The 16,722-nt window shown below is 32.1% G+C and carries 18 protein-coding genes; 14 read left to right on the plus strand and 4 right to left on the minus strand.

The genetic code is table 11. The features are described 5' to 3' along the window. The first annotated feature begins 12 nt into the window (after positions 1 to 12). Together map and D6T69_RS00370 are read left to right on the plus strand one after the other, a co-directional pair. The gene (gene map / locus D6T69_RS00365; RefSeq protein ID WP_125065923.1) at positions 13 to 831 is read left to right on the plus strand and encodes a type I methionyl aminopeptidase; all 819 of its coding nucleotides are present in this window, start codon (positions 13 to 15) and stop codon (positions 829 to 831) included. A 3-nt stretch (positions 832 to 834) separates the two neighbouring features. After that, a complete protein-coding gene (locus D6T69_RS00370) occupies positions 835 to 1,605 on the plus strand; it encodes a class I SAM-dependent methyltransferase (protein ID WP_125065924.1) in 771 nt (256 codons plus the stop codon). Here the strand turns inward: D6T69_RS00370 and D6T69_RS00375 are convergent. Continuing rightward, positions 1,602 to 2,573, minus strand: coding sequence for an FAD:protein FMN transferase (locus D6T69_RS00375; protein WP_125065925.1), 972 nt, complete (start codon positions 2,571 to 2,573; stop codon positions 1,602 to 1,604). The genes D6T69_RS00370 and D6T69_RS00375 overlap by 4 nt on opposite strands. Positions 2,574 to 2,703: 130 nt before the next feature. Here D6T69_RS00375 and D6T69_RS00380 point away from each other — a divergent pair, with 130 nt between their 5' ends. The 12 genes from D6T69_RS00380 to D6T69_RS00435 all read left to right on the plus strand — a co-directional run bounded on the left by D6T69_RS00380 (position 2,704) and on the right by D6T69_RS00435 (position 14,857). After that, positions 2,704 to 3,552 (plus strand): OmpA/MotB family protein, encoded by an 849-nt coding sequence (locus D6T69_RS00380; protein WP_125065926.1) that lies wholly within the window; start codon positions 2,704 to 2,706, stop codon positions 3,550 to 3,552. A gap of 189 nt (positions 3,553 to 3,741) precedes the next feature. Then, positions 3,742 to 4,197, plus strand: a complete 456-nt coding sequence (gene rplM, locus D6T69_RS00385; protein WP_125065927.1) for a 50S ribosomal protein L13 — start codon at positions 3,742 to 3,744, stop codon at positions 4,195 to 4,197. Between the two features lie 2 nt (positions 4,198 to 4,199). Then, a complete protein-coding gene (gene rpsI, locus D6T69_RS00390; RefSeq protein ID WP_047790000.1) occupies positions 4,200 to 4,586 on the plus strand; it encodes a 30S ribosomal protein S9 in 387 nt (128 codons plus the stop codon). A 142-nt stretch (positions 4,587 to 4,728) separates the two neighbouring features. Then, positions 4,729 to 5,475 (plus strand): 30S ribosomal protein S2, encoded by a 747-nt coding sequence (gene rpsB, locus D6T69_RS00395; RefSeq protein ID WP_125065928.1) that lies wholly within the window; start codon positions 4,729 to 4,731, stop codon positions 5,473 to 5,475. Between the two features lie 92 nt (positions 5,476 to 5,567). Next, complete coding sequence (gene tsf / locus D6T69_RS00400; protein WP_125065929.1) at positions 5,568 to 6,536, plus strand: translation elongation factor Ts; 969 nt, start codon at positions 5,568 to 5,570, stop codon at positions 6,534 to 6,536. Between the two features lie 119 nt (positions 6,537 to 6,655). Then, entirely contained in the window at positions 6,656 to 7,255 is a 600-nt protein-coding gene (locus D6T69_RS00405) for an RDD family protein (RefSeq protein WP_125065930.1), read from the plus strand. Positions 7,256 to 7,342: 87 nt separating this feature from the next. After that, entirely contained in the window at positions 7,343 to 8,053 is a 711-nt protein-coding gene (gene pyrH / locus D6T69_RS00410; RefSeq protein WP_125065931.1) for a UMP kinase, read from the plus strand. A gap of 47 nt (positions 8,054 to 8,100) precedes the next feature. Then, positions 8,101 to 8,655 (plus strand): ribosome recycling factor, encoded by a 555-nt coding sequence (gene frr, locus D6T69_RS00415; protein WP_125065932.1) that lies wholly within the window; start codon positions 8,101 to 8,103, stop codon positions 8,653 to 8,655. A 96-nt stretch (positions 8,656 to 8,751) separates the two neighbouring features. After that, a complete protein-coding gene (locus D6T69_RS00420) occupies positions 8,752 to 11,115 on the plus strand; it encodes an efflux RND transporter permease subunit (protein ID WP_125065933.1) in 2,364 nt (787 codons plus the stop codon). Positions 11,116 to 11,277: 162 nt separating this feature from the next. Beyond that, the gene (asnS, locus tag D6T69_RS00425; protein WP_125065934.1) at positions 11,278 to 12,711 is read left to right on the plus strand and encodes an asparagine--tRNA ligase; all 1,434 of its coding nucleotides are present in this window, start codon (positions 11,278 to 11,280) and stop codon (positions 12,709 to 12,711) included. An 83-nt stretch (positions 12,712 to 12,794) separates the two neighbouring features. Next, positions 12,795 to 14,258 (plus strand): RNA polymerase factor sigma-54, encoded by a 1,464-nt coding sequence (gene rpoN, locus D6T69_RS00430; protein ID WP_125065935.1) that lies wholly within the window; start codon positions 12,795 to 12,797, stop codon positions 14,256 to 14,258. A 245-nt stretch (positions 14,259 to 14,503) separates the two neighbouring features. After that, positions 14,504 to 14,857: a hypothetical protein gene (locus tag D6T69_RS00435; RefSeq protein WP_125065936.1), complete on the plus strand. Its 354-nt coding sequence runs from the start codon at positions 14,504 to 14,506 to the stop codon at positions 14,855 to 14,857. Here the strand turns inward: D6T69_RS00435 and D6T69_RS00440 are convergent. The 3 genes from D6T69_RS00440 to D6T69_RS00450 form a co-directional block, all read right to left on the minus strand. Continuing rightward, positions 14,852 to 15,520: a porin family protein gene (locus tag D6T69_RS00440; protein ID WP_125065937.1), complete on the minus strand. Its 669-nt coding sequence runs from the start codon at positions 15,518 to 15,520 to the stop codon at positions 14,852 to 14,854. The genes D6T69_RS00435 and D6T69_RS00440 overlap by 6 nt on opposite strands. Positions 15,521 to 15,607: 87 nt before the next feature. Further along, positions 15,608 to 16,078 carry an ExbD/TolR family protein gene (locus D6T69_RS00445; protein ID WP_099215733.1) on the minus strand — a complete coding sequence of 157 codons (471 nt, stop codon included), beginning with the start codon at positions 16,076 to 16,078 and terminating at the stop codon, positions 15,608 to 15,610. A gap of 17 nt (positions 16,079 to 16,095) precedes the next feature. Then, complete coding sequence (locus tag D6T69_RS00450; protein ID WP_047789989.1) at positions 16,096 to 16,722, minus strand: ExbD/TolR family protein; 627 nt, start codon at positions 16,720 to 16,722, stop codon at positions 16,096 to 16,098.

Genomic DNA, 16,722 nt, shown 5'->3' on the forward strand with positions numbered 1-16,722 from the left:
AATATTTTTACCATGATTAAACCAAAAACTAGAGAAGAAATTGAATTAATGCGCGAAAGTGCTTTAGTAGTATCAAAAACCTTAGGTATGCTCGCCAAAGAAGTAAAACCTGGTGTTACTACATTGCAACTTGATAAACTTGCTGAAGATTTTATTCGTGAGCAAGGAGCTATTCCTGGTTTTTTAGGTCTATATGATTTCCCTAATACACTTTGTATGAGCCCAAACTCACAAGTAGTTCATGGAATTCCAAATAACACACCTTTACAAGAAGGTGACATCATCTCTATTGATTGTGGTGCTATAAAAAATGATTTTTACGGAGATCACGCTTACACGTTTGCTGTAGGTGAAATTACTCCTGAAACTCAAAAACTACTTGATATCACTAAAGAAAGTTTATATGTAGGTATTCGTGAACTTAAAGTAGGAAATCGTGTTGGTGATGTAGGTTTTGCTATTCAAAACTTTACTGAAAAACATGGTTACGGTGTTGTTCGTGAACTAGTAGGGCACGGTTTAGGTCGTAAGATGCACGAAGACCCAGAAATGCCTAACTACGGACGTAGAGGTCGTGGTAAAAAATTTATTGAAGGTATGGTAGTTGCTATTGAACCTATGACCAATATGGGAACTCATAAAATCCGTCAACACAGTGATGGATGGACAATTACCACTTTAGATGGTAAACCATCAGCACACTTTGAACATGATGTAGCCATAGTTGATGGTAAACCAGAGTTACTATCTACCTTTAAGTATATATACGATGCTTTGGGTATTGAAAGTAATGAAGAAGATGAATTTAGACAACAACCATTAGTTATATAATTTGTGTCTTTATTTAAAGCGATCCTTAATACTATTCCTAGACCTATATTAATCAAAGCCAGTTATTGGGCTCGCCCCATTATTACCTGGTGGTTAAAAGGAGATAACTTTACAGATCCGATTGACGGAAAATCATTCAAGAAGTTTTTACCTTACGGATATGGGATTCAACGTAAAAACGCACTTTCTCCTTCCACCCTTTCACTAGAAAGACATCGTTTAATGTGGCTTTTTTTACAACAGGAAAGCAACTTTTTTTCTTCAAATGAAAAGTTAAAAGTATTACATATAGCTCCTGAGCAATGTTTTTTAGATCTTTTTAGAAAACAGCAAAATTTAGAGTACACAACATCCGATTTAGAATCACCTATAGCAGATGTAAAAGCAGATATTTGCGACCTTCCTTTTGAAGACAACTCTTTTGATGTAGTGTTTTGTAATCATGTACTGGAACATATCCCTGACGACACAAAGGCGATGCAAGAATTGTATCGAGTAATGAAAGTTGGTGGATTTGGTATTTTTCAAATTCCGCAGGATTTATCAAGAGAAGTTACTTTTGAAGATAATTCTATTACCGACCCTAAAGAACGTGCAAAAATATTTGGTCAGTACGACCATGTACGTGTGTACGGTCGTGATTATTTTAATAAACTACGTTCTGTAGGATTTAAAGTTGATGAAGTAGACTACACAAAAAAAATCGCTCCAGAAAAACTAGAACGATTTGCTTTAATGAAAGGCGAAATTTTGCCTGTATGTTATAAAAACTAGTTTACAAATTCTGCTAGTTCTCCTGCTTCATTATGATATAACAACACTACTTTAAGCTCTGGATGTTCTTTTAGAAACTCTTTTGTTTTTTCTAAACCCATTGCTAAAAAAGCCGTTGCATAGGCATCTACATCGGCACAGTCACCTTTTAATCGAACTGACACACTTAACAAATTGCTCTCTTCTGCTAGTCCTGTTTTGGCATTTACCGTGTGTACTATCTTTTTTCCTTCAGTATTTACCTTGTACTTTCTATAATTCCCTGAAGTTGCCATAGATTCATTATCCAACTCAATTATTTTTTGAACAGAACGTGTTCCATCAATATTTGGCTTTTCAATCGCTACTTTCCAAAGCTTTCCGTCTTTTGTTCCTCTAGCTCTAATCTCTCCTCCTATTTCTACTATGTAATCATCAATGTTTTTCGATTCTAAAAACCTCCCAACAACATCTACTCCATAACCTTTAGCAAAAGCATTAACGTTAAACTCTATATTTTCACTATCTCTATAAACTTTTCTGTTTTTTAACACAACTTTATCAAATCCTACATTCTCCATCAAAGCCGCTATTTCTTCAGAGGTCAAATCTTTCTTTTCTTTCCCTGAGCCAAAGCCGTAAGCATCTATCAATCTACCAATAGTCGGATCAAAATAACCATCAGTTTCCTTGTAAATTCTTTTAGCCTTTTCAAAAACCTCTACAAACATATCATCAACGATTACAGTGGTGTCTCCTTGGTTAATTTTTGAAATATCAGAAGTAGGCATGTATGTTGACAATGATTTGTTTACCAAATTAAACAAACTATCAATAGGTTTTTGATAGTCAGCCTTATTCAAATAAGTTATATGATATGTAGTTCCGAAAACAGCTCCTTGCAATTTAGTTATGTTTTCTTTTTTTTCTTCTTTACAGGCTATCACTAACAATAATGAAAGTACTAAAAGCGTTATCCTTTTAATCATCTTTAAAAATTTAGTCACAAAAATAACGTTTTAACACTTCATAAAAGATTGTTAATTCTCTTTTTTGTGTCTTCATTTTTATAAATTTGCTTAACTATTAATAAATACATCTAAAAAAAATCAGAATAAAATGAGAAAAATATTTTTATTCCTTACAGCTTCAATTTTACTAGCATCTTGTGCTTCAACAAAAGAGTTAGAAGCTATTAAAGCTAAACACGAACAGACGAAAGAAGAGTTATTAGCTGTAAAAGCTAACCTAACAAAATGTTTAGTTGAAAAAGAAAATTGTGAAGACAAAGCATTTTCTTTAGAGTCTAGAGTAACAGAATTAAAGAAAGATAAAGAAAATACTTTACAACAAGTTGAGAATTTAACTGTATTAACTCAAGGTGCTAATGACAACATTAAAGAAACATTAGCTCAATTAAGCAAAAAAGATAAGTACATCAACAAAATTAGAGAAGCTGCTTCTAAAAAAGATTCTTTAAACTTAGTAGTTGCTTTTCACTTAAAAAGAGAATTGCAAGACGGTATTGATGACGAAGATATTGAAGTAAATGTTGAAAAAACAGTAGTATTTATTTCAATTTCTGACAAGCTATTATTTAAAAGCGGAAGCTATACTATCAATGACAAAGCATCTAAAGTGTTAGAAAAAGTTGCAACTGTAGTTAACGGACAACCTCAAATGGATGTAATGGTAGAAGGACACACTGACAACACTCCTGTTGCTGCTGGATCTGCCTTAAAAGACAACTGGGGATTAAGTGTTTTACGTTCAACAGCTATCGTTCGTGAGTTACAAGAAAAGTATAATGTTGCTCCTGAAAGATTAATCGCAGCTGGTAGAAGTAGTTATGTTCCTTTAGTAGAAAACAACAGCCCTGCTAACAAAGCAAAAAATAGACGTACAAAAATTATCATTTTACCAAGATTAAATCAGTTCTTTGATTTATTAGATCAAAAAGTGGAGTAATTTTTAAACACATAATTCAAAAAAAGCATGCTAAAGGCATGCTTTTTTTATACTCTTTACTCAGTTAAAATAAGTAATAGAAAAATTAAACTAACACGCTATTTGTCAATCAAATAATTAATCGTACATTTGCAGACCTTTTTAAAGGATAAAATTAATTATTAATAAACAAAAACTAATCGTGTAATTATGAACACATTAAGTTACAAAACAGTATCAGCTAATAAAGCTACCGTAAACAAAGAGTGGGTTTTAGTTGATGCGGACGGGCAAACATTGGGTCGTCTAGCTTCTAAAGTTGCAAAACTTATTAGAGGTAAGTACAAGCCAAATTACACTCCTCACGTAGATTGTGGAGACAACGTTGTTATTATCAACGCTGAAAAAATCAACTTAACTGGTAACAAGTGGGCAGACAAGTCTTATATCCGTCACACAGGTTATCCAGGAGGTCAAAGATCATTAACTGCTACAGAGATGTTCGAAAAAGATCCTACAAGATTAATCGAAAAAGCAGTAAAAGGTATGTTACCTAAAAATCGTTTAGGTAGCGCGTTATTCAAAAATTTATATGTTTACGCAGGTACAGAGCATGGTCAAGAAGCTCAAAAACCTAAAACTATTAACCTTAACGATCTTAAATAATTATGGAAACTGTACACAAAATAGGTAGAAGAAAAACAGCTGTTGCTCGTGTTTATGTTTCTCAAGGAAGTGGAAACATCACTATCAACAAAAGAGAGTTTAAAAACTATTTCACTACACCAACTTTACAATACAAAGTTCAACAACCTTTAATGTTAACTGAAAACTTAGAGGCTTACGATGTAAAAGTAAACGTATACGGTGGTGGTGTTACTGGTCAAGCTGAAGCTATTCGTTTAGCAATTACTAGAGCATTAGTAGCTATTAACGAAGAAAACAAAGCTGTATTAAAGCCAGAAGGATTATTAACTCGTGATCCAAGAATGGTTGAACGTAAGAAATTCGGTCAGAAGAAAGCACGTAAGAAATTCCAGTTCTCTAAACGTTAATATTTTACTGAACTTGTTTCAGTATTTAAATGTTTCGAGACTGTTATTTATAAATCAATTTTTAACAGTTTAGTATCTAAATATTTCAGACTTAATAACTACTGAAATATTGCGAAAACAGAACGTAAACACATTTATTAAAATGGCAAACATTCAAGAATTATTAGAAAGTGGTGTTCACTTTGGACACTTAACTAGAAAGTGGAACCCTAACATGGCTCCATACATTTATACAGAGCGTAATGGTGTTCACATCATCGATTTGTACAAAACTTCAGCTAAAATTGACGAGGCTTCTGCTGCGTTACAAAAAATAGCTAACTCAGGACGTAAAATCTTATTCGTTGCTACTAAAAAGCAAGCTAAAGATATCGTTGCTGAAAAAGCTAAAGCTGTAAACATGCCTTACATTACTGAGCGTTGGCCAGGTGGTATGTTAACAAACTTCGTTACTATTCGTAAAGCCGTTAAGAAAATGACTTCTATTGATAGAATGAAGACTGATGGTTCTTTTGATGCATTATCTAAAAGAGAAAAATTACAAATTACTCGTCAACGTGAAAAATTAGAAAAGAACTTAGGTTCAATTTCTGATATGACTCGTTTACCAGGAGCTTTATTTGTAATTGATGTAAAGAAAGAACACATTGCTGTTGCTGAAGCACAAAAATTAAACATTCCAATCTTTGCAATGGTTGATACAAACTCGGACCCAAGACCAATCGACTTTGTAATTCCTGCAAATGATGATGCTTCTAAATCTATCGATAAAGTATTATCGTATGTAACTGATGCAATTGCTGAAGGCTTAACAGAAAGAAAAGCTGATAAGGAAAAAGCTAAAGCTGAAAAAACAGCTGACGCTCCAGCAAAAGAAGAAGCAAAATAATTTTTTAATTTAAAGGTTTCATTACATTGGAACCTTTAAATTTTTACAACTTTGTACAACAATATATTTACAACTAAAAAATAACGATAGAAATGTCAGTAAAAATTAGCGCTGCAGACGTAAAGAAATTAAGAGAAACTACCGGAGCTGGTATGATGGATTGTAAAAAAGCATTAGTAGAAGCTGAAGGTGATTTTGATAAAGCTATTGAAATTTTACGTAAAAAAGGACAAAAGATTGCTGCTAAAAGAGCAGATCGTGAGTCTACTGAAGGTGTGGCAATCACTAAAATTAGCGATGACAACACATATGGTGTTGCTATCGTATTAGCATGTGAAACAGATTTCGTAGCTAAAAACGATTCATTCAAAGCATTAGCGCAAGAATTTGTTGACATCGCTTTTAACCACAAAACAAAAGAAGAGTTCTTAGCTGCTGATTTTGGTGGTGTAACTGTTGCTGAAAAATTAATCGAGCAAACAGGAGTTATCGGTGAAAAAATCGATATCACTGCTTTCGAAAGAATTGAAGCACCATACGTAGGAGCTTATACTCACGTTGGTAAAATTGCTGCAATGGTAGGTTTAACTGCTGCTGTAGATAATGCTGCTGAGTTAACTAAAGACTTAGCTATGCAAGCTGCTTCAATGGGAGCAACTTCTTTATCTTACAAAGATTTTGATCCTGCTTATGTAGCTTCTGAAACTGAAGCTAGAATTGCTGCGATTAAAAAAGACAACGAAGAATTAGTACGTTTAGGTAAAACTTTAAAGAACGTTCCTCAATTCGTTTCTCGTTTACAATTAACTGATGAAGCTTTAGCGAAAGCTGAAGAAGAAGCCAAAGAGCAATTAAAAGCTGAAGGTAAACCAGAACAAATCTGGGACAAAATCTTACCAGGTAAAATGGAAAGATTTATCTCTGACAATACTACTTTAGATCAAGAACAATGTTTATTAGATCAAAAGTTTATTAAAGACGAAAAGAAAACCGTTGCAGAATACGTTTCTTCTTACGGTGACGTTGAAGTTAAAAACTTCGTAAGAGTTACTTTAGGATAATTCTCAACAACAATTTTATATAAAACCATCCATTTTTGGATGGTTTTTTTATCCAACTAATTTAGATTCATTTTCAATTCAATTTTAAATACATTAGCACTTCATCTAAAAAAATAACTATGACAAGAGAAGAACATTTAAAATTTTGTAAAATTTGTAATAATCAAAAATTTGATAGTCAAAAAGGAATTATTTGTGGACTAAGGAACTCTATTGCAGACTTTAAAGATACTTGTGAATCATTCGACGAAAACACGCAGCTAAAAGAAAAACTTTTAGCAAAAAATAGTCAAAACGAATTAAGCAGTCAAATTGCTAGTCAAGGTACACGCTTTGCCAACTATCTTCTTGACAGAATATTTATATTAATAATCAGCTTTTTCTTAGGCTTTATACTTACTCTTCTCCTTACTATTATTTCTCCTAACTCTGCTGGGTATTTTGAGCAAATGGGAAAACTGGAAGAATTTGTATGGGGATTTATCATAGGAATGTTCTACTACTCTTTTTTTGAAGCTTTAACTGGTAGATCGATTGCTAAGTTTATAACAGGAACAAAAGTTGTTGATGAAAACGGTAACAAACCTACATTTGACGCAATACTATTAAGATCATTATGTAGATATATCCCTTTTAATGCTTTCTCATTTTTAGGATCTGATGCTGTTGGTTGGCATGATTCTTTTTCAAAAACCCGTGTCATTAAAATTAAGCAATAAAGAGTAATACTATAGTTACCCTCCTACATTTTCAGCATAAAACTCTCAAAAAAAATATGTAGCTTTGCACAACTTTCAACAAAACAAATGCAATACAAAAGAATTCTTTTAAAATTAAGTGGTGAAGCACTAATGGGTGAACGTCAATATGGAATTGACCCAAACAGACTTAAAGAGTATGCCCAAGAGATAAAACAAGTTATAGATAAAGGAGTAGAGGTAGCCATTGTAATTGGTGGTGGAAATATTTTTAGAGGAGTTGCTGGTGCTAGTCAAGGTATGGACCGTGTACAAGGTGACCATATGGGAATGTTAGCTACTTGTATTAATGGATTGGCTTTACAAAGTGCCTTAGAAGATCAAGGAATTCACACTCGTTTACAAACTGCTATTGAAATTAAAGAAATTGCAGAACCTTATATTAAGCGTCGTGCTAATCGTCACTTAGAGAAGGGACGCGTAGTAATTTTTGGTGGAGGAACAGGAAATCCGTATTTTACAACAGATACAGCTGCAGTTTTAAGAGCTATTGAAATAAATGCAGACGCTATTTTGAAAGGTACACGTGTTGACGGTATTTATACAGCTGATCCTGAAAAAGATAAAGACGCTGTTAAGTATGAAAACATTACCTTTAAAGACGTTATTGAAAAAGGCTTAAAAGTAATGGATATGACAGCCTTTACCTTGAGCGAAGAAAACAAATTACCAATTATTGTTTTTGACATGAACAAACAAGGAAATCTTTTAAAACTTGTTTCTGGAGAAAATATTGGAACAATAGTTGATAACGAATAAACCGAAAAGTTACCCTCAACCTATTTGAGGTTTTAAATACGAACAAAATGAACGAAGAGATTGATTTTATTTTAGATTCGACTAAAGAGGCAATGGATAAAGCTATTAGCCACTTAGAAAAAGAATTAGTAGGTATTAGAGCTGGTAGAGCTACTCCTGCTATGTTAAGTACAATTATGGTAGATTACTACGGTTCTCAAACACCATTATCACAAGTAGCAAATGTAAATACTCCTGATGCTAGAACCATATCTGTTCAACCATGGGAAAAAAATATGTTACAGGAAATCGAAAAAGCAATTATGCTTGCCAATATCGGTTTCAATCCAATGAATAATGGGGAAAACATTATAATTAATGTGCCACCATTAACAGAAGAGCGTCGTAAAGGGTTAGCAAAACAAGCAAAAGCAGAAGCTGAACACGCTAAAGTAGGTGTTCGTAATGCTCGTAAAGATGCTAACAATGAAATTAAAAAAGTTGATATTTCTGACGATATGAAGAAAAATGCTGAAGCTGATGTTCAAAAACTAACTGATGATTACGTAAAAATAATCGACGAAAAGTATGCTGTTAAAGAAAAAGAAATTATGACTGTATAATTTCTTTTAAGAAATAGTTAAAAAAGAGCGTCATATGACGCTCTTTTTTTCGTTTAATTAATTCATTTAGCATAACTTTGCTGAAATTTTTTTTGGATGACTTTTTGGACTAAAATCGCAGGCTTCTTATTGCGAAATCGTTACTTAGTTTTAATTACTATCGCTATAATTACAGGGCTTTTAGTCACTCAGATGAAATATATGCGCTTCTCCTACACAGAAGCTAATTTACTTCCTACCGATCATGAGGTAAATATTGAATACAACAAGTTCTTAGAAATTTTTGGTGAAGAAGGTAACCTCATTATCCTAGGAGTAAAAGATTCTACAATATTTACACCAACTAAGTTTAATGCATGGAACAAGCTAGTTAAAGATTTAGACAGCTTACCACAGGTAGACTTTACCGTTTCTATTGCAGATGTTCAACAATTAAAAGCTGATAGAAAACAAAGAAAATTTGTTGTTGAACCACTTTTTGAAGAAGCTCCTTCAACCGATGAAGAGATAAAAAATATAAAGAAGCAACTTTTTGAGAAGCTTCCGTTTTATAACAACTTACTATACAACGACAAGGGTACTTTACAAACAGCTATTTATTTAAATAAAGATATTGTAAATACACCTATACGTAAGGATTTTGTTTTTGATGTGCTAATTCCAACGATAAACTCTTTTGAAAAAGATCAAAAAATAGATATTCATGTTTCTGGTATGCCTTACATCAGAACCCTAAATTCTCAGAACATTACTGATGAAATGGGTATTTTTGTTGTTGGTGCATTATTAATAACAGCCATTATCTTTTTCTTCTTTTTCCGTTCATTTAGAGCCACTTTTATTACACTACTTGTAGTTAGCATTGGAGTAACATGGGCTTTTGGTTTTATGGGATTATTCCGCTATGAGATTACTGTATTATCAGCTCTAATTCCACCATTAATTATTGTAATTGGTGTACCTAATGCAGTTTTTTTAATAAATAAATATCAGCAAGAAGTAAAAAAACACGGAAATCAGGCAAAGTCTTTACAACGTGTAATTTCAAAAGTTGGAAATGCTACATTAATGACCAATATTACTACCGCTTCTGGTTTTGCTACTTTTATATTTGTTAAAAGTAGACTAATGCGAGAGTTTGGTGTTTTAGCCTCAGTAAACATCATCAGTATTTTTGTTCTAGCATTATTAATCATTCCAATTATATATAGTTTTATGCCTCTTCCAGAGCAGAAACATTTGAACCATTTAGAAAAAAAATGGATGGGAAATGTTGTTTCTTGGATGGAACGCATGGTAAAAAAACAAAGAATTGCCATTTATATCACTACTGTTTCTATAATCATTTTAAGTATGATTGGCCTTTACATGATTCGTGTATCAGGTAGTTTGATTGAAGATATGCCTAAAGGAAAACAGTTTTATAAAGACATTAAGTTTTTTGAATATGAGTTTGGGGGAATTATGCCTCTAGAAATTTTAATTGACACTAAGAGAGAAAAAGGTGTTATGAAGCTTTCTACTTTAAAAAAGATGGAAAAACTCAATGAAACTATTGAAACTTTCCCTGAATTGTCCAAGCCTATATCTATAACCAATCTTGTAAAATACTCTAAGCAAGCATACTACAACGGTAATCCTAAATACTATCAACTCCCAACAAGTCAAGAAAAGAGCTATATTTTTTCTTATACTAAAAACTCAAATAGTAATTCTGGAATGCTAAAAAACTTTGTAGATAGCACTGGTCGTTATGCGCGTATCACTACTTTTATGAAAGATATTGGTACTGATAAAATGGATATTATCCAAGAACGACTACAAGCTGTAATCAATAAGCAATTCCCTGATGAGAAATTTGACGTTTCATTAACAGGTAAAGCATTAGTGTTTTTGAAAGGAACCAACTATTTAATTAAAAACTTAGTTATTTCGCTATCATTAGCTATTATATTAATATCTATTTTTATGGCGTGGATGTTCCGTTCACCTCAAATGATATTAATATCATTAATTCCTAACATGCTTCCTTTATTAATTACTGGTGGGTTGATGGGATTCTTTGATATACCTATAAAGCCTTCAACAATTTTAGTTTTTAGTATTGCCTTCGGTATTTCGGTAGATGATACTATTCACTTCTTAGCTAAATATAGACAAGAGCTGCTAGCCAATAACTGGAAAATAAAACCTGCTGTTTATTCAGCATTAAGAGAAACTGGAGTAAGTATGTTCTATACCTCAATAGTCCTTTTCTTCGGTTTTTTAGTATTTACTGTTTCAAGTTTTGGAGGTACAATCGCATTAGGAGGTCTAGTTTCAATTACATTATTATTAGCTATGGTTTCAAACTTACTATTGTTACCTTCTCTTCTACTTTCTTTTGAGAAAAGAATAGCTAATAAGAAAGTTTTAAAAGAAACTAAATTTAAAATACTGCCTCCAAAAGAAGACAAGTAAATATAATTAACACTAAATATTCAAAAACAACCATTTTAAATAAATATGGTTGTTTTTTTTATAAAGCTAACTTATAAAGTTAACTCTTTATTCTTGGGTCTCTTTGTTGCTAATTAACAGCAAAAAAGTATCTTTGCTTGATTTTATTGAAGATATAAAGACATGAAAAGAAGTAGCGTTAAAGATTTATTGCAATCTGACAAATTTTTACAAGAAGTACACGTAAAAGGATGGGTAAGAACTTTTAGAAGCAATCGTTTTATTGCTTTAAATGATGGTTCTACTATTAATAATATTCAGTGTGTTGTAGATTTTGAAAATACCGACGAAACTTTATTAAAAAGAATAAATACTGGGGCAGCTATAAGCATTCAAGGTACTTTGGTTGAAAGTCAAGGTAAAGGGCAAACAGTAGAAATTCAAGTAAGCAATTTGGAAATCTTAGGAGATTCAAATCCTGATGAATATCCAATTCAGCCTAAAAAACATAGTTTAGAATTTTTACGTGAAAATGCACATTTACGTGTAAGAACTAACACTTTTAGTGCTGTAATGCGTTTACGTTCTGCATTATCATTTGCAGTACATCAGTACTTCCAACAAAACGGGTTTTACTATGTAAATACTCCAATTATTACTGGTTCTGATGCTGAAGGTGCTGGTGAAATGTTTAAAGTAACTCAATTTGAGGCAAACAAAGCTCCTGTAAACGAAGAAGGTGAAATTGATTATTCTAAAGATTTCTTTGGAAAAGAAACTAACCTAACAGTTTCTGGTCAATTAGAAGGTGAAACCTATGCAATGGCATTAGGTAAAATATATACTTTCGGACCTACCTTTAGAGCTGAGAACTCTAATACTACACGTCACTTAGCAGAATTTTGGATGATTGAACCAGAGGTAGCTTTTAACGATTTAGATGCTAACATGGATCTTTCTGAAGACTTTATTAAATATGTATTACAATATGTATTAGACAACTGTAAAGATGATTTAGCTTTCTTAGACAATCGCTTAGCACAAGAGGAAAAAACAAAGCCTCAAGCACAACGTAGTGAAATGGGCTTAATTGAAAAATTAAAGTTTGTTGTAGACAATAACTTTAAGCGTGTAAGCTATACAGAAGCAATTGACATTTTAAGAAACTCTAAGCCTAACAAGAAGAAGAAATTTCAATTCCCTGTTAACGAATGGGGTGTTGATTTACAATCAGAACATGAGCGTTATTTAGTTGAAAAGCACTTTAAATGTCCTGTGATTTTATTCGATTATCCAGCAAATATAAAAGCATTTTACATGCGTTTAAATGAAGATGGTAAAACGGTACGTGCTATGGATGTATTATTTCCTGGAATTGGAGAAATGGTAGGAGGTTCTGAAAGAGAAGAACGCTTAGATGTTTTAAAAGAAAAAATGGCAGAACTTAATATTCCTGAAGAAGAATTATGGTGGTACTTAGATACTCGTAAATTTGGTACAGCTGTACACTCTGGATTTGGTTTAGGTTTTGAACGTTTAGTTTTATTTGCAACTGGAATGAGCAATATTCGTGACGTTATTCCTTTTCCAAGAACACCACAAAACGCAGAGTTCTAAAAAAATCATAAAACTTATAAATATCAATCGTCATTCCTTTACGAATGACGATTTTTTTTGTCCTATTTCATATCTTTGTATATATGCTAAAACAAAGTTTACATCAAAAATTACTTCAAAAATTATCTCCACAACAAATACAGTTGATGAAGTTAATTCAATTGCCTACGCAAGCTTTTGAAGAGCGTTTGAAACAAGAAATTGAAGAAAATCCCGCATTAGATACTGGTAAAGACGAACCTGAAAATTTTGAGGATACTTTAGCCAATGATGTTGATTATGACGATTCGGGCAATGAAAAAATAGATGCTGAAGATATAAACATTGATGAGTATTTAAGTGACGATGAATACCCTAGTTATAAAACGCAAACTAATAACTATTCTTCAGATGATGAAGATAAACAAGTTCCTTATGCGGCTGGTACTAGCTTTCATCAATCTTTAAAAAATCAATTAAATACATTTAGAATTGATGAAGAAGAAAGGGCCATTGCTGAATTTTTAGTGGGCAGTATTGATGATAGCGGTTATATACGTAGAGATATTATAGATCTAGTTGACGACTTAGCTTTTACCCAAAATATTTTTACTACTGAGGAAAAAGTACAAAATGTTTTAATAAATGTTGTTCAAAAATTAGACCCTACTGGTGTAGGTGCTTTAAATTTAAAAGAGTGTTTAATTATTCAATTAAAAGCTAAATCTGAAAATGAAAGTAGAGCATTAGCAATAAGAATTTTAGAAGAAGCTTTTGATCATTTTGTGAAAAAACACTACAAGAAACTTCTAGAAAAATTCAATATTTCTGAAGAACAATTAAAAGAGGTTATTAGCGAAATAAGCAAACTAAACCCAAAACCTGGAAGTTCATACGCTGGAAATAATAAAATAGCAGAACAAATAGTTCCTGATTTCTCAATTAAAATTATTGATGGGAACTTAGATTTAACTTTAAATGCTCGTAACGCTCCAGAATTGCATGTTTCTAGAGAATACAACAATATGTTAAAAGGGTATCAAGACTCTAAAGAGAAAACTAAATCTCAAAAAGATGCTGTACTCTTTATAAAGCAAAAATTAGATGCTGCAAAATGGTTTATTGATGCTATAAAACAGCGTCAGCAGACCCTTTTAGTAACAATGAATGCGATTATGCATCGTCAAGAAGAATATTTTTTAACAGGTGATGAGCGTAAGTTAAAACCCATGATTTTAAAAGATATTGCTGACGAAATTGGTATGGATGTATCAACTGTTTCTCGTGTCGCTAGCAGCAAATATGTTTCTACTCCCTATGGTACAAAATTAATTAAGGAGTTCTTTTCTGAATCGATGAAAAACGACCAAGGAGAAGATGTTTCAACTAGAGAAATTAAGAAAATTTTAGAAACAGTAATTACAGAGGAAGACAAACGAAAACCTCTTACCGATGAAAAATTATCTAAAATTTTAAAAGAAAAAGGATACCCCATCGCTAGAAGAACAGTTGCTAAGTATCGTGAACAATTAGACATTCCTGTCGCAAGATTACGTAAAGAAATTTAATGCGCTGGCATAAATTCATATCAACCATTCTTCATCCTATTGTAATGCCTACTATAGGGATTATATTGTATTTCTTGCTTTCACCAATAAGTTTAAACAGACAACAGCAATACACAATATTAGCAATAGTTTTTGTTGCTACATACCTTATACCTATGCTTTTGCTAATTTTCTTAAAGTCTATTGGTTATATAAAGTCTTTTCGGGTACATAGTATCAACGAAAGAAAATTTCCAATTTTCTTTATGATGACTTTATTTTTGATTTTAGGAAAAATGTTTGCTAGTATGAGTATTGTAAAAGACATTAGCTACCTCTTTTACGGAACTGTATTTGGTTTAGGTTTTATTTACTTGCTATTTCCTTTTAAAATTAAAGGAAGCCTCCATTTGTTATCCATGGGAGTTGCAGTTGGATATTTCTTATTATTTCAACAAATACAAGCTGTTTATGTTCTGCCAATTATTATAGCTTTTATTTTTTTAGCTGGTCTTCTTGCAAGCTCCAGATTACATTTAAAAGCTCATAAAGTAAGAGAAGTATACTTAGGCTTTTTTATTGGCTTATTTAGCCCTTTTATTGCTTATTATGTATTATAGTAAATAAAAGCTTAAGCCTAATTTAACTATTTTACTATCTATTGATTTTCCATTTAGAGTTACATTTTTAAACATAGGTGACAATCCGTAATATACATGGAAATTAAATGTACCATAACCTGCGGACAAAGTTAAGCCTGTTTGCCACTTATTGTATTTTTCAACATTAGAAAAACTAACTCTTCCTGTTGGTGAATCGTATCGAAAGCTATTACTTATATTATAAGAGACTTTAAAACCCGCATAAAAACGCCAAAATGAATACGTGTTTGCATCTGAAGATCGCCATCTAAACTGAATAGGCATTTCTAAATTGTGAAGTTTTATTTTATTGGATGAAATGTCAGGATCAGTTTCATACTCTTTTACATTTCCTTCTAACACTTTTAATTCATGACTAAATGAGTCATAGTTATATCCTAATCCTATAGCAATAGCTGTTTTCCCATTTCTATTAAAAGGTATATCTTTCATATAACCTGCTGCCAACCCATATGAGAAACCTGTCCTACCTAATTCTTCAGGTTGATTATGTAATAAGTTATATGTAATATCAATATACAACTGATCTTCCCAATACTTATCACCCAACTGTAAAGAATCTTTCTGACAAAAAACACTTAACGACAGAAAAGACATTAAAAAACTTACGATGTACTTCATAGATAATTATCTAACGATAAATATAGCTTTTTTTGTATAAAAAAAGAGCAATCTAACGATTGCTCTTTTTGTTTTATTTAAAAGTAATTACTTCTTAATAACATCTCCTTTGTGAGTAGATAAACTTAATTTAAGAGCGTTAACATCTCTTAACTTTTCACGAATATCGGCTAATGTACCTACACTCGATTCTCTATCTGCTTTTATTGAAGTTGTCATAAAAGGTACTTCTGCTTCAGAAACATTATCTCTTTCAAGATAAATGAACGACGGTACTTCATCTGGTGTAGCTATTTTGTCGTTTAATTGTATTCTGTTATATCCTGTACCATACTTTGGGTCTTTAGCTTTACCAACATAAATTGTACTCACTAAACTTTTACGTTCAAGTTTTTTTACTTCGCTTGCACTTGGTAAACGAGGTGAATCAATTTGTAAATCTGTTTCTCTCATAGTAGTAGTTACCATGAAGAAGAATAATAACATAAAAACAATATCTGGTAAAGATGCCGTAGATACTGCTGGCAATCCTTTTTTCTTCTTTTTAAATTTAGACATACTCTATTGTTTTACTATTATTGAACATTTGTTGGGTCTGTATCAGAAATAATTTGAGGGTAACTCGCCTTAATATCTTCAACTTTCTTTCTTAATGACTCATCTTTTCTTGCACTGTCTTTAAAAGCTTGTTCTAACTCAGTAAAGCTCATACCATATTTTTCTTGGCATAATCTGTTACGTAACTCTGTATAAGCTCTTAACAACTCATTTTGCACAGCCACATACGTACCATATTCAGTACCTCTATCACTTTCAACAGAGATTACTGCTTTAGTTGGATGATCTGATGATTCAGGATCTTTATCACCTTTACAGTAATTACAAGTAGTTCCTGCTTCCATTCCTGGCATTGGGTTACCAATACCTCCACCGTTATCAATAAATTTAATAGCAGCATCCTTTAAGTCTTTCAACTCCATTGCCTGATCTTCAACTAAAAGTTGATTATTTCGGTTGATGCTAACTTGAAAAATATTTTTTTCTTTAATGATTGGTGGCTTTACATCAGTTTTTTCAGCTAACTTTTTAGGGATACCTGAATCAACATCCATTGTAGTTGTTACAAGGAAAAAGATAAGTAGCAAGAAGGCAATATCTGCCATCGAACCTGCATTAATTTCTGGGTTTTCTCTTCTTGCCAT

Source organism: Tenacibaculum singaporense (assembly GCF_003867015.1).
Classification (GTDB): Bacteria; Bacteroidota; Bacteroidia; order Flavobacteriales; family Flavobacteriaceae; genus Polaribacter; species Polaribacter singaporensis.